Here is a 26,008-nt window from a genome sequence, read left to right as displayed (position 1 = left end):
GATCAGGCCCTCTCGGTAGCCAGCAGCGCTGGATCGTAGTCATCCGAAAAGCTCAAACTGATACCAGCGTCTTCGCAGTACCCGAGCGTCACAGCTTGTGTTGGCTGACCGAGGGCTTGGCGCTGCAGCAACTGTTGGCTTAGCACCGGCAGGATCTGCTGGTTCAGCAAGCTATCGATGTTGCGAGCGCCGGTATCGGGCAAAAGGCAGGCGGCGACCAGTGCTTCGTAGAGCGTGTCATCAACCTCACATTGCAGGCCGTAATGGCGCAGCAAGCGTTTGGCCACTTGATCGAGCTTGATGGCGACTATGCGTTTGAGTGCATCGCCCCCCAACGGGCGGAAGATCAAGGTCTGGAAGCGCGCCAACAGTGCGGGCTGAAAGTGCTCGCGCAATACTGGCCGTAACAGTTCATGAAGAGCGGCGTCTTCAGTATCTGGCTGCCGCTCGACACAACCCTGCAACAGGTCGCTGCCGAGGTTGGACGTCATGAGGATGACCGTATTGCGAAAATCGATCTCCCTTCCCTCTCCATCACGCATGAAGCCGCGGTCGAACACCTGATAGAACAGGTTGAGCACATCACGGTGGGCTTTCTCGACTTCATCCAGCAACACGACGCTATAAGGGCGCTGGCGGACGGCTTCGGTGAGCACCCCGCCCTGACCGTAGCCCACATACCCAGGCGGCGAACCTTTAAGTTGGCTGACGGTATGCGCCTCCTGGTACTCCGACATGTTCAGCGTGATCAACGATTTCTCACCACCGAACAGGCTGCTGGCCAATGCATGGGCCGTCTCTGTCTTGCCGATACCACTGGTCCCGACCAGCAGGAACACGCCCATCGGTGCTTTGTCATCAGTGAGGCCCGTTCGGGCGGCACGCAACCGTTGGGCAAGCGCAAGCAGCGCGGGGTCTTGACCAACAACACGCTCGGCCAACTGATCTTCCAGGTTCAACAAGCTGGCATGTTCGTCCTTCAGCAAGCTGCCGAGAGGCACGCCCGTCCAGTCGGCGATCACTTCAGCCACACTGCGGGCGCACACGTCGAGTGACAGCAGTGGCCGACCGCCCTGCACGTAGTTGAGTTGCTCTTGTAGACGAGCGCAGACAGTTGTATCGACCTGCTCGGCCTGGCGAGCATTGAGCAGCTGGTGGGTGAGATCGAGCTCTTGTTGGTACTGCAACTCCAACGCGGCTTGCTGACTCTCCAGCTGCACCAGTTGGTCAGTGATCTTCGCCAAGCGAGATTCATCCGAATTACCGGTAAGCTGTGCGTCGTCTACCAGCGCCATCCGCTCTGCGGTGAAAGCCATCTTCTGCGACTTCAGCTGGACCAGAGCCTGAGGTTCGCAGTCCAAGCTCATGCGAACCCGCGCACAGGCGGTATCAATCAGATCCACCGCTTTGTCCGGTAAACGTCGCCCCGTCAAAAAACGGCGAGACAAGCTGACCGCCGCCTGCACCGCAGCGTCTTGAACATGCACGCCGTGGTAGCTGGCATAACGCGCTTTGAGCCCTCGCAGCATCACACAGGCATTGGCATCATCTGGCTCATCGACCTTGATCATCTGGAAGCGACGCTCCAGCGCCGCATCGCGCTCGAAGTACTGCTTGTATTCACTCCAGGTGGTGGCAGCGATGGTGCGCAGCTCGCCACGCGCCAGGGCCGGCTTCAGCAGATTCGCCGCGTCTGCGCCCCCAGCCTGGTTGCCAGCGCCGATCAAGGTGTGGGCTTCATCGATGAACAGCAGCACCGGAGTCTCTGACCGCTGGACTGCATCGATCACGTTCTTCAAGCGTTGTTCGAACTCGCCTTTGACCCCGGCGCCCGCCTGGAGCAACCCCAGGTCCAGCGTACGGATGCACACCGGTTTCAGGCTATCGGGGACATCGCCGCTGGCGATGCGTAAAGCCAGCCCCTCGACCAGCGCGGTTTTGCCGACACCTGGATCGCCTACCAGAATGGGGTTGTTCTTGCGCCGACGGCTCAGCACATCGATCACCTGACGGATCTCATCGTCGCGACCGAAGACCGGATCGATCTGCCCTGCTGCAGCCTTGGCAGTAACGTCATGGCTGAACTGATCCAAGATGGCGAGTAGTGCCGAATCACCACCTGTGCCGCCCACAGCCTCAGACTCTCCTGGCACTTCTGGCTTGAACAATGAATTCTGCTCTGATTGACGTTCTTCCGAATCGAATTCAAGCAGCGCTTTCACTTGCTCCGATTGCATAGGACCGATGCTCAATGCAGGCCAAGCGGCTGAACACTTAAGCAAGTTTGGCGCTTCAAATAGCGCCCCCAGCAAGTGAACGGATCGCAACTGCTCACAGTCACGATCCAGCGATGCCAACAACCAGGCATTGGTGATCAGCTGCCGCACTTCACCGCTCAGCTGAGGTTTGCTGAGAACGCTGCGCGGCAATGTATTGAAGTGGTCAAGCAGTCCCTGCCAGATGGCATCCATATCCCACTCATATCGGCGGGCGATGACCACGAGATCGCCCTCGCCTTGTTCAAACAATTTCAACAGCCAGTGTTCAACGGTGATATGACTGTGCCCACGTGCCTGGCAAAGTGAAGCTGCTGCCGTGAGTGCCTGGGTACAATAGGCGTTTAGCCGGCGAAGCAGGCGTGTAGGATCGTGTGCCATACAGGGCATCCTTGTCGTCAATGATCAGCATGTCGCCACAAGTGCGAGCGCGTCTGAATATCTGAGGTGTATTTGGCTGAACGCCCGCGCACGGGCGCTCAACCCAAGACACTGGAAACCATCAACCACCATTGGCTGCTGGCCAATATCTATCAGGCGGTGGCGCGTTCACTCCACGCATCGGAGTGAATGATGTTGCCATCCTTGTAAGTCCAGATAATCTTCTCGTAGCGAAGCTCGACCAACTCCAGGTGATTGTGCTTTTCCTTCGCAGGGTCTTTGATATCGTGCATTTTGGGTGCAACCTTTACGACCTTGACGTTCTCCAGCTTGGTATTGAAATACTCAACCTCCTGCCCGGCATCATTGATTTTGTACCATTTGAATTCGGCCTCTTTCAGCGTCTGCCCAGTCGTGACAGCCTTATAGAGGTAAGGCGTGGACGAATCGATTTCCTTGGTAAATACGAAAGCGGTATGAATCCGGGTCCCCGTCAACTTTCCGGTGTTGTTATCAGTCGGTATATAGAGATCATGATCCTGGGCAACCACTTCAATACTGCCCTCGCGATCTTTGACATTGACAGAGCCTTTGATTTCAGAGCCGCCATCGTCTTTCAGCCACAGGTAAACAGGAATAGCCATTTAGAAGTTCCTCATTTCAAGCGTTGGGCGTCGCGAAGTGCGACAGGGGTTGCAATCCCGAGGCCGTAGTCGAGGACTGACAAGCCCCCGCCTCCGGCACCAGGCGAATTTCAACTCGGCGATTGGCCGACCGTCCTTGTTCCGTGTCATTGCTTGCAACGGGCTCGCTCGCCCCCAAGCCTTGTACTGCGAAGCAATTGCTGGGTATGTCACCCATGTGTTGAATCCAGTCGTGAACCGCAGCGGCGCGTGCTCGCGACAAGCGCAGGTTCTGTTCGTCACTGCCCGTCGCATCCGTGTGGCCCGTGATCACGATTAGCCAACCTGGCTGGGCCTTGATGCCCGCAAACGCATTCACCAGGAACTTGGTCGACTCTGGCTTCAACTGCGCGCTGCCACTGTTGAACAGCGACAAGCTGTCCAGGCGAACCGTGCGTGGCTTGTCAGGCAGGCCTTGAGGCACGGTCGGGATGCGGTGGCCGTTGATCGCCGCCAGCAGTGACGGACGTAATCTTTCGCCTTGATACAGCCCGATACCAAGTGACCACGGCTCCCCCTGGCGGTAGTAGTGATCCAGGCGCTGCGCATCCTGGCGAAGCACCATCAGTGCCTCCTGGCGCTGCGATACGCTGGCCGAATCGGGGCTCAGCGAAGCGGTGCTGTAGCGTCGCAAATCATCGGTGACCTGACGTATCAGGAGCGTGTTCTGCCTCGCCGAGCTGATCAATGCGACGCAAGCCGCTAGCACCAACAACCAGACCCCAATCACCACAGCCCTGCTTCGCGGACTGTACGGAGCCCTGCCGGGCAGCAAATGAAGCAGTGAATCAGGAAAGGGTAACGACGCGTTTGCGTGATTAGCCCCATCACGAATGTAGGAAAGGCCGGTCCGCTGCTGGAGCCAGCGGTGCCAAAGATTGCTGTCACGCGCCCCCTCAATCCTCGGAACAAATGCAACCGCAAGGGTGAGCGCAGTTGCGATCTGCTGACGGGGACTTTCTGTGTCCATTTCCGCCAAGCACGCTTCGTTCAGCCAACCGACGGCAGCGTTCAACTGCACCGTGGTGCGTAGTCGGTCAGCCTGGTGCTCAGGATCTTTGCCCCTGCGCTGCCATTCGGACAGGCTCAGGCAGTCACCCGCCTCTCGTACTCGCACACTCGACTCTTCAGCCTCCCAGCTGAACCAGGGCGAAGCCCCGCTCGCGCTGTGGAAATAGCTCACAATCAGCAGCGGCAGCGGTGTACCTCGCTTGCGCAGTATCGCGACCTGGTGGCACAAGCTTTGTATCTGGTTCGCAAGCACTGCGCCGTCTGTATGGGCACTGGGGGTCACGACCCACATGATGCTGAGCTGCCCACCCCACTCTGGCCGCTCCAGCAAGAGATCGGCTACAGTTGCGGGCAACTTCGAAAGGTCGGGCACTGGCACATAACACCCCTCCCCTGTTACTCGTGGAACCAACTGCTCGGCAGACGAGGCCTCAAACAGTTCAGTCAAACTATCGCCGACCACCAGAACAACGGGATGACGATACGATCCAGCAGGCAGGCTGGCACCACTGCTCCACTGCAGCTGTGTACGTTTTCCGGCAGCACGCGATATCCGGCGCCAACCCACCATCACCAAAGCACTGACTAGCAGAGCCGCGATGGCTTGAACCGCTGCAGCCAGCGGCAACGTGGCAATCAACAACAAGGACAGCGCACCGGCCCATAGCCAAAGCCCTTGTCTGTGTATCCCCGGCATTACGCTCACTCCTGCACCGGCAAGAGAGAGGCCACTGCCTCACCTAACGCGTTATCAAGCCCCCACCAGGCGCCTACCAACAGGGCAGCGGCCATCACGATGTGAACCAGAGGAGAGCGCAACCAATGCCACATCGGCATCCGCGGACCAGTGCCTAACGGGATGACCAACGACTGGCTTGTGACCAGAGGCGGCACCTCGGCAGAGATGGCAGTCAACAACTGCTGGCGCTCCGGGTGATTGACTTCTCGGTAGCGCCCCAGGAATCCAAGCATCAGGACTCGATGAAATACAGTGAGTACATGAGGGTGCACAGAGGCTTCGCGCAGCGCAGTGCGCATATCCTCGTAGAGCGACTCACCCGCCTGGTGGCTGCTGAAGAACTTTGCCTGCAAGGTCTCCATCGCCCAATCCTCATGGGCTCGACCCTCGGCGCAAGCAAGCACCGTCTCGTCCAGCAGCGCACATTGAGCATGGCTGATCAGATCGATGCTACGACGATCCAGGCCACACTCCTGAAGCGTGGCGCGCACATGCTCGACATCAGCAACACAACGCGACCAAAGCTGCGGGCTACTGTGCGCCTCGGTACCGTGTCGCAACTCGACTACCAGCAGATAGGTATCCTGCATCAGCGCGTCTATATCCACCTTGGCTGCGGCGTTCTGTGGGGTCGCATGGTTCATGAGCGAAGCACCGCGAACAATACGAGCTGGACATCCTGAAACACGCTCGGAACATAGAGCGCACAGACCCCATCAGCCAGCATCGCACGCCCTTTTGCATGGCTAAGGTCGAGTGCGAAGTACTGATTATCCAGACGCAGCGGTATTGCCGCCGGCACATGGCTCAAAGGTTTCAGAGGAACGCCATCGAGCGCCGCATTGACGAGATGATCCACATCATCGGGGGAGCCGACCTTGCACAGCCGGGGGAACTGGCTTTGAACTTGAACGGCCGGCAGCCGACAGCGAACCGAGAGATAGAAGTCAGCACCTTCTGGCTCAAGCAAGCGTGGATCGCTCAGGGAAACCTGCCAACGGTTTGCGCTGCGTGCCTCCAGGGACAAGGCCAGCACACGTGACGGCAGGCTCGCCTCCAGCAATGTAGAAAGGGTACGCATCAACGGCGGGAAGACTGCTTCAAGATCTGCGTGCTGGTAGGCAGGTATGTCCTCGATATGCTGGTCCAAGGAAAAGGTGAGCAGACCGCCTGCGAACTTCACCAACTGCTGATACACCTGTTCCGGATGCCGACCAGGCTGCGCTTTCAGGTCAGCCAGCACTGGCTGATACGTGTTCAGCGCATTGAGCAACCAGAACAGCGTGACATCCGCAACAGCAAAATCCGCCATGCGCTGGTTGCTCTCCCGACGCATCCCCATCAACCGCTCACGCTTGGCGGACAGCTGGGTCAGCAAGTTGTCGAGCTGAAGCAACAACCCGGCATGAGCATCAAATCTCAGCAAGGGCGGGATGTAGCTATCATCAATTGCCCACCCATCCCGGCCATCACGCAGCAAACGGGCCACCGGGCACGTGAGATAGTCCGCATTATCGTCGTCAGCCAGACGCAAGCTCAGCGCCTGTTCGAGCACGCTGATTGACTGCATTTCGCCGGTGTACAGATCCTTGGTATCACGCCATACCTGGTGATATCTGACTGGCCGCTCGACGCTGTTGCCCTCAAACAGGCAGTTGTTACCATTGGCCTGTTCCAGTGGCAAAGCGAGCACAACCGTTGCCGTCTGGATATCACCGGGCAATACCCGAGAGAGTTCCAGGGCACCGGGCAGTCGATCCAACCGATCGGTGTCAATCAAAGTACCGTCTGGCAGGCACAACTGAAGCCGAGTGGCCATCAGCTTGCCCAACCTCAGCGCCTCTGCATCAAACGCTACATGACGGATGCCCCAAGGGTGAACCAGGGCCAGTGAGGCAATACATTGATTAGTCCACGATTCAAAGCGGGCCTGCTGCTGAAATTGCTGCGCAGACAACACCACGCCGGACGCCCATAAAGGCCGATCGATTTTCACGTCATACACTCCTGCAACCGCAATCAAGATTTTGCTTTGGGCATCTGCGAAACCAAGGAAAGATTGATGTCCATACCTTCAACCTGGAAATGCGGCACAGCAAACAACTTGACCCTGAAGAAGCCCGGATTGTCATCAATGTCTTCGACAACCACTTTTGCCTGCCTCAGTGGGTGAGAAGCCTGTAAGTCATCCCCTGGGTCCGTCATCTCGGTGACCAAACCGCTTACCCACCTGTTGAGTTCCAACTCCAACAGGCGACGGTCTTTGGTTGTACCGATATTCTCCCGCTGGATCAGTTTCAAATAGTGCGCAATGCGAGAAAGCAGGAACACATAGGGCAACCGCGAATTGATACGGCTATTTGCCGTGGCTTCCGCTGTGTCATAGATGGCCGGCTTATGCGCTGAGTTGGCCGAGAAAAAACACGCGTAGTCGCGATTTTTGTAATACGAAAGTGGAATCAAGCCCAGGTTGGCAAACTCAAATTCTCGGGTCTCCGGAATCATCACTTCCGAAGGGATCTTGACTTGACTACCTGTCCCCAGGTCGTACAAATGGATCGGCAAGTTCGTGACAGCGCCACCGGACTGTGGTCCGCGAATCTGCACGCACCAACCATTAGCGATGAAGCTCTTGACCATGTTGGCCGCGAACGCGAAGGTTGCACTTATCCACAAATACTTGCTGTGGTCCGGCCCCTTGACTCGCTCCTCATAGTTGAAAGATCGCACAGGGTTCGTGGCAGCCCCATAGGGAAGACGCCCCAATGTGCGCGGTGTCATCCCGCCCGTATACCGGGCATCGTCAGTTTGCCTGAAACCGTTCCACTTAATATACTCAGCCCTATCCATGTGACTACCCAGATCCTTGATCGCGGCAACTTCCTCCATGGTGTTCTTTCCGAAAAATTCCGGACCAACCGAGTATAAGAATGGCATATGCGATGCAGCCGCCACTTTCGAGACATTCCGCAACAATGCAATGTCTTGCGGCTCTCGCCCAAACTCGTAATTCGAAACCGCCGCCGCAATGGGCTCACCACCAGGTGTATCGTATTCCTGAGTATAGGTATGCAGATACAAACCGCTTTGCGAGATCTCAGGCGCGTCCTCAAAGTCCTGCGCCAAATGCTCCTTACTGATATCGAGCAGCTCAATTCGGACGTTTTGACGGAAGTCCGTTTGGTCAATCAATGACTTCGCGCCGCGCCAGATGGATTCGACCTTCTGGAAATCCGGGTGATGCATGACCGCATCCAGCTGACTGCTGATCTGAGCATCAATTGAGGCAATGTGTTCATCCAGCAGAGCCCTGTCCAGTTTCTCCACCTTCGGAGAGACCTGCTTGAGCCGGTCCAGAAAAACGCTCACCGATGCAGTCACGCGCTCATTAGCCGTCGCTTCTGACAACGCATCGACACTTTGGAACGCTTCAATGCCACCCATCTGATCAAGCGGCTCAAGGTTTATTCTTTCAAACAGCGCGTGATAGACGCTCTGGTTTTCTTCCACCTGCACGGTGGCGCCACGCGATTGCGCAGAAGATTGCTCTTCGGACATTTTTAGCTTCCCGTCTGTCGAGATGATGGTTTCTAGCGTTCGCTTTGCGATGCAAGGGCAGCGAGTTCTTTACGCAACTCGTCACTTAACGCTTCATCTTTAAGTATCCGCTCCAGTTCAGCACGGAACGTTGCGTTATCCAGAAGATTGGCCTTCAGCTCGCGCAGTAAATTTCGCATCGCCAACAGTGCACGCAACTGGGGGATCTGTCGAGCAACCTGCTCTGGCTCGAAGTCCTTCATGCGCCGAAAGCTCAGTTCGACCGGCGTCTCGCCACCGTCGCCCGACAGCGTATCTTCAACAACAAGCTTGAGACTCGGAGAGAGGTCGGACAGCACACTATCAAAATTATTCTTGTTGATATTTACTTTGGGCCGCTCTGACAGCGGACGCTGCTCCTTCCCATTACTGTAGTCCCCCATCAACATGAGTTTTAGCGGAAGCTCCACCTTGCGCTGAGCACCGCCTGTATGCAGATCAAGCTTGATATTGACGCGCGCCTTTGGCACCTCATTCTGAAAGCTATTTGAAGCCATGATCTCTCCCGAAAGTAGTCCCGGATATAGATGCCCCGAATCAAACCGTCACCACTTGGTGAGACTGGGCTCACTCAGTAATGGCGCCTCACCCCGCTGGCATCCCAAAATATTTCCCCACCAAATGTGTACCATGTTTTGCTTTTTTGCTACCCCTCACACCAAACTAGGAAACGTCCTACAAAAAAACGCACAACAGTCTATAGTCGATGAACCACATCCATTTTGCAGCCAAGCCAACCGCGCCCTCTCACACAAGAGCAACTCGCCCACCGACAACGCATTGATCCATATCAACAACAATCCACGATCAAACCACACAACCCCGAATGCGCAAATATTAGCTAAATTCCACCTACCCGAGTCAATTCGGAAACGTCCTACAATCGGCGTCATAAAGATTTAATTGAACTATTTCTTCCAGTAGCACCCATGGACTGTCGCAAACTAAAAATTTACGCCTTAGCCCTATGCACTTTCATTTGTAAGATTCTCGGATAAGTATCGTAGGAATATTTACCTGTATTCTTTCGCCCGCTCACCAACAGAGGTCTCGTCACGCCGCAACCGTTGAGCACTGAAACATCATGGAGTGGCAGTATGCGATTGGCACGTGGCGGTCGACTGCTCTATCGGTACTGCCCATGGAGGGCGCTGCGACTTACGGCGTTGAGATCACACACCCAATAGTGACAAGCTGAACGAGACACTTTCCTGATCATGACAACCTGCCCCGCTAAGCCAGTCCCCCGTCATCTCAACATCCTTCATTGATCACGCAGGCCAACGCAACCGTTCGATAACCGAACACTAGCCCCTCCCTTGAATTGACGCTGCCGCCTCCACTGCTCACCATGCACCGGCCTTGCGTGCCCCCTGCCTGGGACTTGGTCACGTACCCGTAGCACCGCAGCCAATACAATTTCAAGAATCGAGCAGTTTATGAACCACTCCAGGATCACCCCCGCCGCCCCCCGGATGCCCCAGGGTTCGATCGGCGACAAGCTTCGCGGCGCCTTTGGCGTCGGCAAGACCCGTTGGGGCATGCTTGCCCTGGTGTTCTTTGCCACCACCCTGAACTACATCGACCGTGCCGCGCTGGGCATCATGCAGCCGGTCCTGGCCAAGGAAATGAGCTGGACGGCGATGGACTACGCCAACATCAACTTCTGGTTCCAGGTCGGCTATGCGGTCGGCTTCCTGCTGCAAGGCCGGCTGATCGACAAGGTCGGGGTAAAACGCGCGTTCTTCTTCGCCGTGCTGCTGTGGAGCCTGGCCACCGGCGCTCACGGCCTGGCCACCTCGGCCGCTGGCTTCATGGTCTGCCGCTTCATCCTCGGCCTGACCGAGGCCGCCAACTACCCGGCCTGCGTGAAGACCGTGCGCCTGTGGTTCCCGGCAGGCGAGCGGGCCATCGCCACCGGCCTGTTCAATGCCGGCACCAACGTCGGCGCCATGGTCACGCCAGCCCTGCTGCCGCTGATTCTGGCCGTGTGGGGCTGGCAGGCCGCGTTCATCGCCATGGGCAGCCTGGGCCTGGTGTGGGTGGTGCTGTGGGTGCTGAAGTACTACAACCCTGAAGATCACCCGCGCGTGCGCCAGAGCGAGGTGGAGTACATCCAGCAGGATGACGAGCCCGAGCCGACCCGCGTGCCGTTCAGCCGTATCCTGCGCCTGCGTGGCACCTGGGCCTTCGCGGTGGCCTACGCGATTACCGCACCGGTGTTCTGGTTCTACCTGTACTGGCTGCCACCGTTTCTCAATCAGCAGTACAGCCTGGGCATCAATGTGACCCAGATGGGCATCCCGCTGATCATCATCTGGCTGACGGCGGACTTCGGCAGCATCGGCGGTGGCATCCTGTCATCCTGGCTGATCGGCCGTGGCATGCGCGCTACCACGGCGCGGCTGGTGTCGATGCTGATCTTCGCCTGCACCATGGTCAGCGTCATCTTTGCAGCCAACGCCAGTGGCCTGTGGGTCGCGGTGGCGGCCATTTCGCTGGCGGTGGGCGCGCACCAGGCGTGGACGGCGAATATCTGGAGCCTGGTGATGGACTACACGCCCAAGCACCTGGTGAGTACGGTGTTCGGTTTCGGCAGCATGTGCGCGGCGATTGGCGGGATGTTCATGACGCAGATCGTCGGTAGCGTGCTGACCGCTACCAATAACAACTATGCCGTGTTGTTCACCATGATCCCGGCGATGTACTTCCTGGCGCTGGTGTGGATGTACTTCATGGCGCCACGCAAGGTCGAGAGCGCCTGAGTCAGGACATGCGCTGTACCTGTGGGAGCGGCTTCAGCCGCGAAGAATCCAACGCGGTGCCTGGCACCGGCTGCGCCGGTGTTCGCGGCTAAAGCCGCTCCCACAAGGGCTCCACAGGGCTCAATCCATGCGCTGTACCTGTGGGAGCAGCTGTCTTGCTCCATTTCTAAAAGCTGGCGCGATCCCTGTGGGAGCGGGCGTGCCAGCGAACACGGGCGGTAGCCCGTGCCAAGCGCCGCGCTCTGTCAATCAGACTCTGGCCAACACTGCCATGGCCTTCTCCAGCGCCATCCGCGCGCGCTGTTCGCCGCTCATGCCCTGCTCCAGCAACTGCCGTGTGGGGATCTCCAGGCTCAACGGCACACTTGGCGGCAAGCCGCGCAGCAAGCTGACCAGATCGGCATCGCCCTCACCCGGGAAGCGCCGCTCGTTGCGTGCCTGGCGCAGGATCTCGTCCATGTCGGCCGGCACCGGGCCGGCAACGTCGCACAGCTGGGCATAGCGCATGCGCTGAGGCGCCAGTTGCGCCAGATCGTCCAGTGAAGAACCGGAGCGGTTGAAGTGGAAGGCATCCACCAGCACACAGCCATTGGCGCGGTCGGCGTTGGCCACCACCCGCATGGCCTGGCGCAGGTCACGCACATCCGTCCAGGGCATGAACTCCAGATGTGGATGAATGCCATACCCCGCCGCCAGGTCACACAATGCCGCAAAGCGCTCGGTCAGCCGCGCTTCATCAGGATCGTTGCCTGCCACCAGCAACTCCGTGCCGCCCAGCTCGGCGCCCACCGCCAGGATCGGCTCGAAATCGGCTACACAGGTTTCCGGCTTCAGCCTCAGGATCTCGAGGTCGAGCACCTTGATACCGGTGTCGCGCAGGCGCGCCTGGGTCTGCCGGCGCAGGTCGGCGTCGGCCACCAGCGGGAAATGCTGCTCCTGCTCGGTGGCGGGCACCAGGCGCAGGCCTACATGGCTGTAACCGGCGCGGGCTGCTGCCTCGACCATGTCCGGCGGGGGCAGTTCGAGTACCGTCAGGGCCGCCAGGGAGAAAATTCGATCAGTCATTATCGTCACCAGACCAGTCAAGCAATGTGCTCGGGCGCACAGGCCCGGCCAGTTTCCGCTGCCAGGCGGATCGCCTCGATCAGCGCCAGGGTGCGGCCACCGTCGGCGGCATCGATCAGCGGCGCCTGATCACCCCGGGCAACCCGCACGAAGTGTTGCAGCTGCAAGGTCAATGCCTCGCCGGCGGGGATGCTTTCCTCGCTCTGCAACAACGGCGTGTGCCAGCCCGAACCGACCTCGGCGTAGTGCCAGCGCTTGAGTTGCGGAATGCTCAGTGCCCCTCGGGTGCCAGCCAGCAGGTAGCACGGCTGGCCATCCTGGCGTGGGTAGACCGGGCTTTCGCCGGAGTCCAGCTCCCAGCTCCACGGCGCGGCCACCGCGTCGGAGCCGGTCAGGCTGCCCAATGCGCCATTGGCGAACTGCAGTAGCACCGCGGCGCTGTCTTCGTTGGCAAAACCGCGCACATCGTTGCGGGTGAATGCCTGCACCTGCACCACTTCGCCGCACAGGTGGCGCAGCAGGTCAAGGTCATGGATCAGGTTGGTCAGCAAGAAACCGGCACCCGGCTCGCGGCGCCACGGGGTTTCGAAATAGCTGTCGGGCTTTTGCAACTGCCACAGTGCGGTGACGTTGATCAACCGGCCCAGCTTGCCTTCGGCAATCACTTGGTGAGCCTTGGCGATCAGCGGGTTATGCCGACGGTGATGGCCGACCAGCACCGGTACATTGTGGCGGCGCGAGGCTTCCACCAGCGCGCGGACTTCATCCAGATGCACGCCCACCGGTTTTTCGACCAGCACCGGTACACCAGCTTCGACGCAATCCAGGGCGGTGGCGACATGCAGGTTGTTCGGGTTGGCGACAATCACTGCCTCGGGGCGTGCGTGCTCCAGCATCTGGCGGTGGTCGGCAAAACAGGGCACGCCGCATTCGGCAGCGAAAGCCTCGGCCTGCGGGCCCGGGTCGGCCACAGCGCACAGCTGGGCCTGCGGTACATTTAGCAAATGCTGGTAATGCTGGCGGCCCATGATGCCGGCGCCGATCAAGGCAATACGAAGGGGTGCGTTCAACAGCCTGTCCTCTTGTCATTGTTGTCATGCAGATTCCGGAATCTGATTCCACAATCCACATTGAACAATTTAGAACCAGGTTCAGCTTTTCAGAAGAAGCCGCAGAACAGAGTGTGCGGTAATCGACCGGAAATGCACTTCAGGCAAACAACTCACTGGCCCGGCTGGCCGCCGACAGTTCCTCCGCCGCCGCCAGCAACAGCGGCGCCAGTTCTGCCAGGCGGCTTTGCGCCAGGCGCGCACTGGGCCCGGCGATACTCAGCACACCGATCACCTCGTCACCTTGCGGGCGGCGCACCACCGCAGCCAGGGCCGAGGTACCAATGGCCGAGGTTTCCTCGACCCAGGCATAACCGCGTTCGCGGGCGCGGCGCAGGTAGGTGAGCAATTCGTCGGTGGAGCGCGGCGCATTCGGGCCGAACTGCGCCGGGTCGGCAATGCCCTGGCGCAACACCATCTGCAGCGCCTGCTCATCATCCAGACTGGCCAGCCAGGCATGCCCGGACGCGGTATAGAACAGCGGTGCGTCGCGGCCCATGTCCGGGTCGTAGCGCAGCCCGGAGCGGGCGCCCTGGGACTTGGCGATCCAGGTCTGGCGCGCGCCGTCGATCACGCCAAGGCGCACCAGTTCGCCGCTGTCCTGGGCCAGGCGGTCAAGAATCGGCTGGATGATGTCGGCACCACTGCTGGCCAGGTAGCGGAAGCCCAGCGCCACCAGCTTGGCCGACAGCTGGTAGCGGCTATTGTCACGGTTCTGCCGCACATAGCCCAGCCGCACCAGCTCGGTGAGCATGCGATGGGTGGCGCTCTTGGGGATGTCCAGGCGCTCGGCCAGGGTTTGCAACGGCAGCCCCTGCGGCTCACCGGTAAGGCTTTCTACAAGACTGAAGGCGCGTTCGATCTGACTACCAGCCATGACACAGGTCCCTGAAAATTTTTGCGAATTCTAGAAGATGATTCCATACCGCTGATAGCCACCGCGGCTAGTGCTGTAGGAACTGTCCGGTTATCGCCCATTTCTTGCCCGGCAAGGCCGTCATGCCCTTGCGGACAGACTCACTGCCGACAAGAATGTGGAACCTTGTTCCAATAACAATACAGGAATCCCGCAATGCCTTCCGCTCCCTACGAAACCGAATGCGATGTACTGGTCATAGGTTCTGGTGCCGCCGGGCTGGCTGCGGCCGTGACGGCTGCGTGGCATGGGCAGAAGGTGATCGTGGTGGAGAAGGAACCAGTGTTCGGCGGCGCCACCGCCTGGTCCGGCGGCTGGGCCTGGGTGCCGCGCAACCCGCTGGCGCGCCGGGCCGGCATCGAGGAAGACATCGAGCAGCCGCGTACCTACCTGCGCAATGAACTGGGGGCGTATTACAACGCCGAACGCGTCGACGCCTTCCTCGAAGCCTGCCCGCACATGGTGGCGTTCTTCGAAAAGCACACGGCGCTGCAGTTTGCCGACGGCAACGGCATCCCCGACATGCATGGCGACACACCGGGCGCGGCCCAGGGCGGGCACCAGGTGATTGCCGCGCCCTATGACGCCCGCGAGGTGGGTGCGCTACTGCCACGCCTACGCAAGACCATGCGCGAAACCTCGTTCATGGGCATGCCGATAATGGCCGGTGCCGACCTTGCCGCGTTCCTCAACATGACCCGCTCGCCCAAGGCCTTGCTGCACGTGTGCAAACGCTTTGGCCGCCACTTGTACCACCTGGCCCGGTATGGCCGGGCGATGCACCTGGTCAACGGCGTGGCACTGGTGGCCCGCCTGGCCAGGTCGGCGCAGGACTTGGGCGTGCAGCTACAGGAGTCGGCACCGGCCAAACGCCTGTTGGTCGAGGATGGCGAGGTGCGCGGGGCGCTGGTGGCTACACCACAGGGCGAGCAACTGATCCGTGCCAAGGCCGTGGTGCTCGCGGCGGGTGGTTTCCCTAACGACAACGCCCGGCGCCGGCAATTGTTTCCGCGCGATGCCAGCGGCCACGACAACCTGGCCCTGCCCCCCAAAGGTTGTTCGGGCGATGGCCTGCGCCTGGGCGAGTCGGCCGGCGGTGTGGTCGCCACCGACCTGAAGTCGCCAGTGGCCTGGGCGCCGGTTTCGCGAGTGCCGCACCGCGACGGCAGCGTTGGCCACTTCCCGCACATCATCGAACGCGGCAAACCGGGCATCATCGGTGTACTGGCCAATGGCAAACGTTTCGTCAACGAAGCGCATGGCTACTACGACTATGTATCAGCGATGGTCGCGGCTGTACCGCAGGGCGAAGAGGTATGTTCGTGGCTGATTTGCGACCATCGCTTCCTGCGCCGCTACGGCCTGGGCCACGCCCGCCCGGCGCCGCTGCCGGTGTGGCCGCATGTGCGCAGTGGCTACCTCAAGCAAGGCGCCACCCTCGAGCAGCTGGCCGAGGCCTGCGGCATCGACCCGATAGGGTTGCGCGCCACGGTCAGCGACTTCAACAACCATGCCCGCAACGGCCAGGATCCGGCGTTCGGCCGTGGTTCCACACCGTTCAACCGCAAGCAGGGCGACCCACAGCACAAAGGGCCAAACCCTTGCGTGGCGCCCATCGAGCATGGGCCGTTCTATGCGGTGAAGGTGCAGCCCGGTTGCTTTGGTACCTTTGCCGGGCTGCGCACCGACGGCAATGCCCGGGTGCTGGATGAGGCTGGGCAGCCGATTGCAGGCCTGTATGCAGCGGGTACCGACATGGCCAGCGTGTTTGGCGGCTGGTACCCGTCGGGTGGCATCAACCTGGGCCCGGCGCTGACCTTTGGCTATGTGGCCGGGCGGCATATTGCCGGGGCGCAGGGGTATGAGTGAAGTAAGGTAAGGCCGGCAATTTTGCAGCGCCTGTGAGATCGAGCGCCGCCCGCGCGGCGCTTCGCGGGGCAAGCCCGCTCCCACATTTGTTGCAACGTGGCCATGCCTGTGGGAGAGGCGTTGCCCGCTTTGGTGGAGAGTTTGAGACCGGAGAAGCGGCGGTAGCGCCAGCCGGGAAACCGCACAAAGGCAACAAGGCTGGCAACCATGGCCTGACAGGTTTGGCACGTTGCAACAAATGTGGGAGCGGGCTTGCCCCGCGAAGCGCCGCGCGGGCGGCGCTCGATCTCACAGGCGCTAAAACTGCCACGGCAAACGCCTTGCGGCCCTCATGCGCCCCGGAGGCAAACTCTCACTGCTTCATGCCCAGCTCGGCATCATCCATCTGCGCCTTTGGTAGAACGTGGTCTTGCCGACAGTGAATTGAGTGTCTTCTGTGGTCATTATTCAATCCCCCTGAAATATCTGGAGTGCCTGAGCCGGCCCTTTCGCGGGTAAACCCGCTCCCACAGGTACTGTGCAAGTCTTGAAGTCTGTGGTGATCCTGTGGGAGCGGGTTCACCCGCGAAGAGGCCTGCCCTGGCGACACATCAATAAAGCCTTAATGCAACGTGCTGCGCCCATTGGGCATCTGCACCTGGATCAAGGTGTCTTCGAAGAAATGGGGGTGTGGGTGGATCGGGGACTTTTGCTCAAGCCGGGCAACGCATCTGCTCCAACCAGTACGCCACGTCCACCTCGTCGATCTGCTCGGCCCGCAGGAAGCGCTCGGCATACTGGCGGTACACCCCACTGCTGAGAAACAGCTCCAGCAACTGCCCGTCGATGTGCCCGTCGCGGGCCATGCCTACCAGGATCTTCACCGACTCGGACAAGGTCTTCGGCGCCTTGTAGGGCCGGTCGGCCGCGGTCAGCGCCTCGAAGATGTCGGCAATCGCCATCACCCGCTCGGCAATGCCCAGGTCCTGCTCGCCCAGCCGGCGCGGGTAGCCGCTGCCGTCCATTTTCTCGTGGTGGTTGCCGGCAATGTCCGGCACCCGCTTGAGCTGACGGGGGAACGGCAAGGAACTGAGCATGATGATGGTCTGCACGATGTGCTCGTTGATCTTGAAGCGTTCCTCATCATTCAGCGTGCCGCGACGGATCGCCAGGTTGTACAGCTCGCCGTAATTGCTGGCGCAGGCCGGCAGGCGCATGTCGAAGCCCCAGCGGTTGCGCGGGTCGTCCTTGGCCACCGGCGGCTTGCGGGGGCCCCAGGGCACGCGATGCTCAGGGCGGTCGGCCAGCAGTGGCTCGTCAACCGGTAGCGCAGGCGCAGGTACGCCGGCAAAGCGTTCCGCTTCATCACGGGAAATGCCCAGGCGGTTGTCGAAATGGCGCTGCCAGCAGCGCTGGCCAATCTGCTGCAGGCGTTCGATGTCGGCGTCCTGCATGAACTCGCCGCCAATGTTGGCCTGGGCGACGAAGGCGAAGTCGTCCTGCAACTGAGCCTGGCTGCGCGCCAGGGTGGCTTGCAGCGCCTGCTGGTCGCCACCGCTGGCCAGGCCTTGCCAATAGGCCAGCCCGGCATCCCGCCAGAGCACCTCGAAACGCATGCGTACCTCGTGGATACGGTTGTACAAGGTTTCCAGCTTGGTCGCCTTGTCCACCACATACTCGGGGCTGGTGACCTTGCCGCAGTCGTGCAGCCAGGCCGCCACGTGGAATTCGTAGCGTTCAGCCGTGGTCATGCTGAAGCTGGCATACGGGCCGGTTTCGGCCGCCACCGCCTGGTCCAGCAGCATCTGCGCCAGTTGAGGCACCCGCTCGCAATGGCCGCCGGTATAGGGGCTCTTGGCATCGATGGCATCGGCCAGCAGCTTGATCATGGCATCCAGCAGGCGTTGCTGGGCTTCGGCCAGCTGGCGCGTCTCGATAGCCACCGCCGCCACCCCGGACAGTTCCGCAACAAAGCTGCGGAACGGCTGGCCTGCCTGTTCGTGTACAGGCCCATCGCCCAGTTGCAGGACCAGGATGCCCAACAGCGCCTGGCTACGGTCATTCAACACCAAGGCCATGCTGCCCTCATGCAGGCCGAGGGCCTGGGTCACCGCCGCGGCCAGGTGCTGCTGGGCCGTCTCGTCCACGGCCAGCTCGCCAGGGTACTGCTCGCCACGGCAGGCGGCGGCCAGGCGCAGCAAGGCGTGTTCGGCATCGAACAGGTACACCACGCCGGCATCGACCCCGGCGGCTTCCACCAGATGGGTCAACACACCGTCGAGCATGCGCTCCAGGTCGCGCTCGCTGCTGAGTGTGAGGGTAATCGCCTGGAAGCTGCGGATGGTCCCGGACATGCGGCCAAGCACGCGGCTCAGCTCACGCACCTCGGACACCCGCGAGCGCACCCCGACTTCGCGGCTGAAATCAAAGCCTGCCAGGCCTTGTACCTGCTCAGCCAGCAGCCGCAACGGGCGGCCGATACGCCGGCCGAGCACACCACCGAGCACCAGCAGCACGCTTATCAGGGCAGCGGTCCAGAGCAACTGCTCGAGCAGTACCTTGCGCGCACCGGCCAGCAATTCATGGCCTGGCACGGCAATCAGCACCTGCAGGTCCTGCCCGGCCAGGTTGGTCAGTTGCACATGCATGCCATACCAGGTCTGACCGTCCACCTGGTAAGGCTGCGGCCGGGTACCTTGCGGCAGGTCGGCGTAAAGATGCTCCAGGCTGGGAATGCCCAGTTCACCGATACGCGACAAGCGTGCGGCCTGCCCTTCGTGCACGATTACCCGCTGCAGTTCCGGGTAGGCCACCACACTGCCCTGATCGTCGACCACGACGATCTCGGTGCCGGGTGTCATGCGCAGGCCCTGGGTCTCGCTGGCCAGGTCGTCGACCGAAACGTCCATGCCGATCACCGCCCCACCGTCGACGCTGCGCTGGGCCATGGTCAGGCCGATCTCGCGGGTGGTGAAGAACACATAGGGGTGGGTCAGCACGGTGGTGGGCTGGGCGCTGGCTTCGACAAACCATGGGCGCGTGCGCGGGTCGTAGCGGTATTGGGGCTTGGCCTGGGCCTGCAAAAGGTTCAGCGCGCGGTCGTAGAAGCGCCATTCACCCTGCACCGCTCCACCCTCACGGCTGACGCTCTGCACCAGAAATGCCGAGCCCGGCGGCGCAGCGAAACGCTGCAGCAACTGCGGATCGCGAAGGCGCCGCACCAGCAGGAAATCACCACTGGGGTAACCCATGTAGGCAGCACTGAGCATGCGGTTGGCTTCCAGCGTCTCGACCAGTTGCGGCAAGCGTTCCAGGCGCTGCGCCGAGTTTTGCGCAGACGGGTTGTGGGCGAGCAGGCGGATACTGCTGTGCACCGGGTCGATCAGGCGCCGAGCGCGTTCGTCGATGGTCTTGCCAATTTGCTGGGCAGAATCACCCGCTGCGGCCACCAAGGTCTGGCGAATGCCGTGATAGCCCTGCCAGGCCAGGGCGGCGCCGAGCAACAACATGCCCAGTACGATGGCGAGTGCCACCAGCCACTGTAGTGAAATGCCACGTTCGGCGTTGCCAGCAGCACGACCATTCGACACGCAGCCCATCACAGGTACTCCATGTATGGCACATTGCCTTGGCTGATACCCGCAGCAGTGTAGAGGGCGGACGGGCTTTTTGCCGGGTTAGAGAAGAAATTTAGTCTTGCATGGCTCTTCTAGCCAGCACTGGCCCTTGTAGGAGCGGCCTTGTGTCGCGATAGGGCTGCAAAGCAGCCCCGGCAATTTGTGCATCCGTGCTGAAACCCTGGGGCTGCTTTGCAGCCCTATCGCGACACAAGGCCGCTCCTACAGGTCCTGGGTATGCCTTCAGGGTATCAGGCGCGCAACTGGTACCAGGTGGTCTTGAGCTGCGAATACTTGTCGAACGAATGCAGCGACAGGTCGCGGCCAAACCCGGACTGCCTGCCACCGCCGAACGGCAACGTCACGTCCAGCGCATCGACCGTGTTCACCGACACGGTGCCGGCTTTCAACGCCCGTGCCACTCGGTGCACCTGGTTGAAGTCATCGCTCCACACCGACGCCGCCAAGCCGTAGATGCTGTCGTTGGCCAGGCGCACGGCCTGCTCTTCACTGTCGAAGGCACTGACCGCCAGCACCGGCCCGAATACCTCTTCCCGCGCCAGGCTCATACGGCCATCGACCCCGGCAAAAATGGTCGGCTCGATGTAATTGTCCGAACCGTCGATAGTCAGGCGGCGACCACCGCATACCAACCGCGCCCCCTCCTGCCCGGCGCGGGCGATGGCAGCTTCGATGCGGCCCGTCTGCCCGGCATCGACAATCGCACCGGCCCGGCTCGCCGGGTCCAGCGGGTTGCCTGGCAGCCACTGGCGCGCCTTGGCCTGCAGGCGCTCGATGAACTCGTCATGGATCGAGCGCTGCACGTACAGCCGCGAATTGGCCGAGCACACCTCGCCCTGGTTGAAGAAGATACCGAATGCCGCCTTTTCCGCCGCCAGGTCCAGGTCCTGGCAGTTTTCGAACACCAGGTTGGGGCTCTTGCCGCCGCACTCCAGCCACACCTGCTTGAGGTTGGACTGTGCCGAGTACTGCATGAAGTACTTGCCCACCTGGGTGGAGCCAGTGAATACCAGACAATCCACGTCCGGGTGCAGGCCCAGCGCTTGCCCGGCCTGTTCGCCCAGGCCCGGCACCACGTTCAGCACGCCTTCCGGCACACCGGCCTGCAGCGCCAGCTGGGCCAGGCGCAGGGCCGAGAACGGTGATTGCTCGGCGGGCTTGAGGACCACGCTGTTGCCGGCAGCCAGTGCCGGGGCGAGCTTCCAGGCGGCCATATCGAGCGGGAAGTTCCACGGCACCACGGCGGCGACCACGCCGAGGGCTTCGCGGGTGATGGTGGCCAAGGCGTCGGGCGCGGTGGGTGCCACCTGGTCATACAGTTTGTCCAGCGCCTCGCCGTACCAGGCGAACACCTGCGCCGAGCCCGGCACATCGATGTTGTAGGCGTCCATGACCGGCTTGCCCATGTTCAGCGAGTCGAGCAGGGCCAGTTCTTCGCGATGGGCCATGATCAGCTCGGCCAGGCGCAGCAGCACTTTCTTGCGTTCAGTTGGGGCCATGCGCGCCCACGGGCCTTGCTCGAAAGCCCGGCGGGCGCTGGCAACGGCCAGGTCGACCTCGGCCTGGCCACAGGCGCTGACCTGGGCCAGTACCTTGTTGGTGGCGGGGTTGATGGCGGCGAACGTGGCGCCGTCCTGTGCGTTGACGGGCTTGCCGTCGATCAGTGCATTGGCCGGGAGGTAGAGGTCCGAGGCACGTTGTTGCCAGAATTCGAGTGTGTACATTGGAACTCCTGATGAACATTGGAGCAGATCTTTATCTAGCGGCCTACATGATTCCTGTGGGAGCGGGTTCATCCGCGAAGAATGCAACTCGGTGCATGGCACCGGCTTCGCCGGTGTTCGCGGGTGAACCCGCTCCCACAGGGGCTGCGGAGCTCTCGCAGGTTTTTAGAGCTTGCCGACCATGCGCGCCGTGCGGTCCACGGCAATGCGGGTCTTCTCCACCAGCTCGTCCAGCTCGCTGTGGTTGGCGATCAGCGCCGGCGCCATGATCATCCGGCCCAGGGTCGAGCGAATGATCACCCCTTCCTCGAAACCGAAGGTGCGGCACTGCCATGCCAGGTCGTTCTCGTTGGCAAAGCGCTTGCGCGTCGGCTTGTGCTCGGCGAACTGCAGCGCCGCCACCAAACCGGCGCCCTGCACCTGGCCGATCAATGGGTGGTCGGCAAACACCTCGCGCAGGATGCGCTGCAGGTACGGCCCGGTGTCGTCCTTTACCTGGCGCACGATGCCTTCGTCACGCAGCGCCTTCAGGTTGGCAATGGCCACCGCCGCCGCCACCGGGTGGCCGGAATAGGTCAGGCCGTGGGCGAACACCCCGCCCCGCTCCACCAGTGCCTCGGCAATGCGCTTGCTCAGCACCAGCCCGCCCATGGGCACGTAGCCGCTGGTCAGGCCCTTGGCGATCGACAGGGTGTCGGGCTCGAAGCCGAAGTACTCGTGGGCGAACCATTCGCCAGTGCGGCCAAAGCCGCCGATCACTTCATCGGCGCACAGCAACACATCGTACTGGCGGCAGATGCGCTGGATCTCGGGCCAGTAGCTTTCCGGCGGGAAGATCATGCCGCCGGCGCCCTGGAACGGCTCGGCGATGAAGCCGGCAACGTTCTCGGCACCCAGTTCGAGGATTTTCTCCTCCAGCTGCAGGGCGCAGCGGCGGCCGAACTCGGCCGGGGTCAGGTCGCCGCCCTCTGCGTACCAGTAGGGTTCGTCGATGTGCGCCACATCCGGGATCAACCCGCCCATTTCGTGCATGAACTTCATGCCACCCAGCGCCGTGGCAGCCAGGGTCGAACCGTGGTAACCGTTCCAGCGGCCGATCATGATCTTCTTGTTCGGCTGGCCAACTACCTGCCAGTAGCGGCGCACGGTACGGATCAGTACCTCGTTGGCCTCGGAGCCGGAGTTGGTGTAGATCGCGTGGCTGTAGTGCCCCGGCAACAGACTGAACAGCAGCTCGGACAGTTCGATCACCGCCGGGTGGGTGGTGTGGAAGAACATGTTGTAGTAGGCCAGCTGGTCCATCTGCGTGGCAGCGGCGGCGGTCAGGTCGCGACGGCCGTAGCCGAGCTGGGTGCACCACAGGCCGGACATGCCGTCCAGGTAGCGCTTGCCCTCGCTGTCCCACAGGTGCAGGCGTTCGCCGCCGACGATCACGCGCGGCCCTTCGGCGTTCAGCGCCTTCTGATCGAGGAAGGCATGGATGTGGTGCGCGGCATCGGCTGCCTGGTAGTCGCGGGTCTGGCGTTGCGGGGCGAAAGGCGCATTCATTGTTGGTTTTCCTTTGCGGTGGGGTTGCAGGGTGGCTTGCGCTCAGCGCAGCTTGCCCATGTAGCTTTCCAGCGGGTCCTTGCCCAGCACGCCCTGGGCATTGGCCAGCGCGTCGATGAACAGGGAGAACAACTCGGACTGGGTGCCGATGTCGAGCTTGGCGTAGACGTTCTTGCGGTGTGACTTGATGGTGTCCTCCGACACCGCCAGGCGCTCGGCCAGCGACTTGGTCGAGTGGCCACGCAGGATCAACTGGGCGATACGGCATTCACGCTCGGTCAGCAGCGAGCTGCCGAAGTTGTTCAGCGCCGCGTGGATGCGCTGCTCGAGGATGTTCTCGAAGCGCCCGGCGCGGCTGTCCAGCCCGGCGAAGTGCTTGCCGAGCACCGCCAGCACCCAGGGCGTGATAAGCGCGAACAACGCACGGGTTTGCCCATCGAGCTTGTCGGTGAACGCCAGCGATACCGCCAGGCTCTGCCTGGGTGCGACCTGCAGGATGTAGTTGAGCTCATCCTCCAGGTGCGAGTGCCGGTAGAACGACTGGTAGTACTCGCTGACCTCGAACTGGTCGGGCGCCACTTCGAACAGGCCGTAGCAACCGGACTCGACCTGCTCCACACAGGCCCCGTAGAACGGGTCGAGCAGATAAAAACCGGACAGGTAGCGGCTGACATTGCCCTCGGGCTGCCAGGGCGCCTTGTCGTCCTGCTCGAACAGCGCGCAGGGCATGCCGTCGTGCGGGTACAGGTACACCGTGGTCGCCTGGATCGGCCGGATCACGCCAAGTGCAGTAAACAGGGTGGCGGCAAAGCCCGGTCGGCCGATCGCCTCGGTAACCTTGGCCAGGTGCTCGAACCACTGTTGCGAAAGCAATTGATCAGTCACTGTGGGCCTGCCGTCTCAAGTAAAGGCACCGCCGCCAGTGCGGTGCGTCGTTGGCCAGATACTCCCATGGCATTGCAAACACCGAAATCACCCTTTGGGGTGAGCAGGCAAAGCCGTTTCCCGGCTCACCCCAAAGGGTGATTCCGGGTACCGGCGGGGTGTGGGAGCATCAACCCGCCCCAGCGCTGCGAGCCACTCGCTCGACCTCCTTGCACAACACCCACCGGTATCGAGCCCGCTCGCATACCGCGGCGTCCTGCATCCCTTTTCAGGAGTTAGCAATGCATACAACAACAAGTACAGCCCATAGCCCTGCACATAGCCCGTCGCAACCCACCGCCAGCAACGGCCGTTTCCGCAAGTCCATGGGGCTGCCCGCCCTGGTGCTGTTCGGCCTGGCTTACATGGTCCCCCTCGCAGTATTCACCACCTACGGGCTGGTCACCCAGATGACCAAGGGGCACCTGCCCACCGCCTACCTGCTGACCCTCGCCGCCATGCTGCTGACCGCCTACAGCTACGGCCGCATGGTCCAGGCCCACCCCTACTCCGGCTCGGTCTACACCTACACCCGCAAGGCCTTCGGCAGCCATATCGGCTTCATCGCCGGTTGGACCCTGCTGCTCGACTACATCTTCCTGCCGCTGCTCAGCTACCTGCTGATCGGCATCTACATGTCGGAGTACTTCCCGGCCATCCACGCCTGGGTCTGGGTGGCGGGCTCCATTGCCCTGGTCACCTTCCTCAACCTGATCGGCATCGAGTCGATCACCCGGGTCAACTGGATCCTGGTGGTGATGCAACTGGTGTTCATCATCGTGTTCGTCGCCCTGTCCATCCACAACCTCAGCGGGCAGGCGCAGCCGGTGTCGCTGCTGGCGCCCTTCCACCACGAAGGCTTCAGCGTGCCGTTGATCATGACCGGCGCCGCCGTGCTGTGCCTGTCGTTCCTGGGCTTCGACGCGGTCTCGACCATGGCCGAGGAAACCAGCAACCCCACCTACCGCATTCCCGTGGCGATTCTCGCCGTGTCGCTGATCGGCGGCATGTTGTTCCTGGTGGTGTCGTACTGCGCACAGATGGTGTTCCCTGACTGGGGCAGCTTCGCCGACCCGGACTCGGCATCGGTGGACGTGATGCGCCGGGTCGGCGGCGAGCTGCTGGTGACCGCCTTCACCGCCACCTACGTGGCCGGCTGCTTCGCCTCGGCCATGGTGTCCCAGGCCAGCGTGTCGCGGGTGCTGTTCGCCATGGGCCGCGACGGTGCATTGCCCCGTGCGTTCGGCCAGCTGGTGACGAAAAAGCGCGTACCGGCCACGGCCATCCTGCTGGTCAGCCTGCTGTCGCTGATTGCCTTGGTGATCACCCTCGATACGGTGGCCAACATGATCAGCTTTGGCGCGCTGTTCGCCTTCTCGGCGGTGAACCTGGCCGTGGTCAAGCACTACCTTGTCGACCACAAGCTGCGTGGTGGTCGCAACTACCTGCTGTATGGCGCCATTCCCGGCCTGGGCTTTCTCAGCACGCTGTGGCTGTGGAGCAGCCTGACCAGCCTGTCGTTCACCATCGGTTTGTGCTGGATGGGCATGGGCCTTGTGGTGCTGCTGGGGCTTACCCGGGCGTTCCGGGTGAAGTTGCCGGAGTTGCAGATGGCCGAGTGACCCACGCGCTTTCGAGCATTTGCGCGGTCCCTGTGGGAGCGGGTTTACCCGCGAAGCAGGCGACTCGGTGGATGGCACCGGCTTCGCCGGTGTTCGCGGGTGAACCCGCTCCCACAGGGGGCCGTGCATACGATGGAAACTTTTGGAGAAGGCCGTTGCGAT

The 26,008-nt window shown here is 61.5% G+C and carries 17 protein-coding genes; 3 read left to right on the top strand and 14 right to left on the bottom strand.

Going from position 1 to position 26,008, the window contains the following annotated elements; all coding sequences use genetic code 11:
- Positions 1–2 precede the first annotated feature (2 nt).
- From tssH to tssB, 7 genes are all read right to left on the bottom strand, one after another.
- Entirely contained in the window at positions 3–2,657 is a 2,655-nt protein-coding gene (tssH, locus tag R9B85_RS22925; RefSeq protein WP_252378970.1) for a type VI secretion system ATPase TssH, read from the bottom strand.
- 152 nt (positions 2,658–2,809) lie between these two features.
- Entirely contained in the window at positions 2,810–3,301 is a 492-nt protein-coding gene (locus R9B85_RS22920) for an Hcp family type VI secretion system effector (protein ID WP_207879464.1), read from the bottom strand.
- A gap of 16 nt (positions 3,302–3,317) precedes the next feature.
- The gene (locus R9B85_RS22915) at positions 3,318–5,048 is read right to left on the bottom strand and encodes an OmpA family protein (RefSeq protein WP_252378969.1); all 1,731 of its coding nucleotides are present in this window, start codon (positions 5,046–5,048) and stop codon (positions 3,318–3,320) included.
- A gap of 5 nt (positions 5,049–5,053) precedes the next feature.
- Positions 5,054–5,734 (bottom strand): type VI secretion system protein TssL, short form, encoded by a 681-nt coding sequence (gene tssL, locus R9B85_RS22910; RefSeq protein ID WP_423770604.1) that lies wholly within the window; start codon positions 5,732–5,734, stop codon positions 5,054–5,056.
- A complete protein-coding gene (tssK, locus tag R9B85_RS22905; RefSeq protein WP_423770603.1) occupies positions 5,731–7,086 on the bottom strand; it encodes a type VI secretion system baseplate subunit TssK in 1,356 nt (451 codons plus the stop codon). Before tssK ends, tssL begins: the two co-directional genes overlap by 4 nt.
- 23 nt (positions 7,087–7,109) lie before the next feature.
- Positions 7,110–8,648 carry a type VI secretion system contractile sheath large subunit gene (gene tssC, locus R9B85_RS22900; RefSeq protein ID WP_313854135.1) on the bottom strand — a complete coding sequence of 513 codons (1,539 nt, stop codon included), beginning with the start codon at positions 8,646–8,648 and terminating at the stop codon, positions 7,110–7,112.
- Between the two features lie 32 nt (positions 8,649–8,680).
- Positions 8,681–9,184 (bottom strand): type VI secretion system contractile sheath small subunit, encoded by a 504-nt coding sequence (gene tssB, locus R9B85_RS22895; RefSeq protein ID WP_207879475.1) that lies wholly within the window; start codon positions 9,182–9,184, stop codon positions 8,681–8,683.
- A 942-nt stretch (positions 9,185–10,126) separates the two neighbouring features.
- Between tssB and R9B85_RS22890 the strand changes: the two genes are divergently transcribed.
- Positions 10,127–11,452: an MFS transporter gene (locus R9B85_RS22890; RefSeq protein ID WP_313854133.1), complete on the top strand. Its 1,326-nt coding sequence runs from the start codon at positions 10,127–10,129 to the stop codon at positions 11,450–11,452.
- A gap of 249 nt (positions 11,453–11,701) precedes the next feature.
- On the opposite strand, the gene R9B85_RS22885 is transcribed toward R9B85_RS22890, so the two are convergent.
- From R9B85_RS22885 to R9B85_RS22875, 3 genes are all read right to left on the bottom strand, one after another.
- Positions 11,702–12,517, bottom strand: a complete 816-nt coding sequence (locus tag R9B85_RS22885; protein ID WP_112252194.1) for a sugar phosphate isomerase/epimerase family protein — start codon at positions 12,515–12,517, stop codon at positions 11,702–11,704.
- 17 nt (positions 12,518–12,534) lie between these two features.
- Complete coding sequence (locus R9B85_RS22880; RefSeq protein WP_252378966.1) at positions 12,535–13,587, bottom strand: Gfo/Idh/MocA family protein; 1,053 nt, start codon at positions 13,585–13,587, stop codon at positions 12,535–12,537.
- 139 nt (positions 13,588–13,726) lie between these two features.
- Positions 13,727–14,503, bottom strand: a complete 777-nt coding sequence (locus tag R9B85_RS22875; protein ID WP_207879479.1) for an IclR family transcriptional regulator — start codon at positions 14,501–14,503, stop codon at positions 13,727–13,729.
- 195 nt (positions 14,504–14,698) lie between these two features.
- On the opposite strand from R9B85_RS22875, the gene R9B85_RS22870 reads away from it, so the two are divergent.
- Entirely contained in the window at positions 14,699–16,411 is a 1,713-nt protein-coding gene (locus R9B85_RS22870) for an FAD-dependent oxidoreductase (RefSeq protein ID WP_423770602.1), read from the top strand.
- A gap of 692 nt (positions 16,412–17,103) precedes the next feature.
- Here the strand turns inward: R9B85_RS22870 and R9B85_RS22865 are convergent.
- The 4 genes from R9B85_RS22865 to R9B85_RS22850 form a co-directional block, all read right to left on the bottom strand.
- Positions 17,104–19,989 (bottom strand): HD domain-containing phosphohydrolase, encoded by a 2,886-nt coding sequence (locus tag R9B85_RS22865; RefSeq protein ID WP_423770601.1) that lies wholly within the window; start codon positions 19,987–19,989, stop codon positions 17,104–17,106.
- A gap of 269 nt (positions 19,990–20,258) precedes the next feature.
- Complete coding sequence (locus R9B85_RS22860) at positions 20,259–21,752, bottom strand: aldehyde dehydrogenase (RefSeq protein WP_423770600.1); 1,494 nt, start codon at positions 21,750–21,752, stop codon at positions 20,259–20,261.
- Positions 21,753–21,917: 165 nt separating this feature from the next.
- The gene (locus R9B85_RS22855; RefSeq protein WP_207879158.1) at positions 21,918–23,300 is read right to left on the bottom strand and encodes an aspartate aminotransferase family protein; all 1,383 of its coding nucleotides are present in this window, start codon (positions 23,298–23,300) and stop codon (positions 21,918–21,920) included.
- Between the two features lie 42 nt (positions 23,301–23,342).
- Positions 23,343–24,185: a helix-turn-helix transcriptional regulator gene (locus tag R9B85_RS22850; protein WP_215521483.1), complete on the bottom strand. Its 843-nt coding sequence runs from the start codon at positions 24,183–24,185 to the stop codon at positions 23,343–23,345.
- Positions 24,186–24,466: 281 nt separating this feature from the next.
- Between R9B85_RS22850 and R9B85_RS22845 the strand changes: the two genes are divergently transcribed.
- Positions 24,467–25,846, top strand: a complete 1,380-nt coding sequence (locus R9B85_RS22845) for an APC family permease (protein ID WP_215521484.1) — start codon at positions 24,467–24,469, stop codon at positions 25,844–25,846.
- Positions 25,847–26,008: the final 162 nt, after the last annotated feature.

It is taken from the genome of Pseudomonas sp. NLJ1 (assembly GCF_049486705.1).
GTDB classification, from domain to species: domain Bacteria; phylum Pseudomonadota; class Gammaproteobacteria; order Pseudomonadales; family Pseudomonadaceae; genus Aquipseudomonas; species Aquipseudomonas inefficax.
The sequence above is the reverse complement of the archived record's forward strand: the minus strand, read 5'-3'. Positions and strand labels throughout refer to the sequence as shown.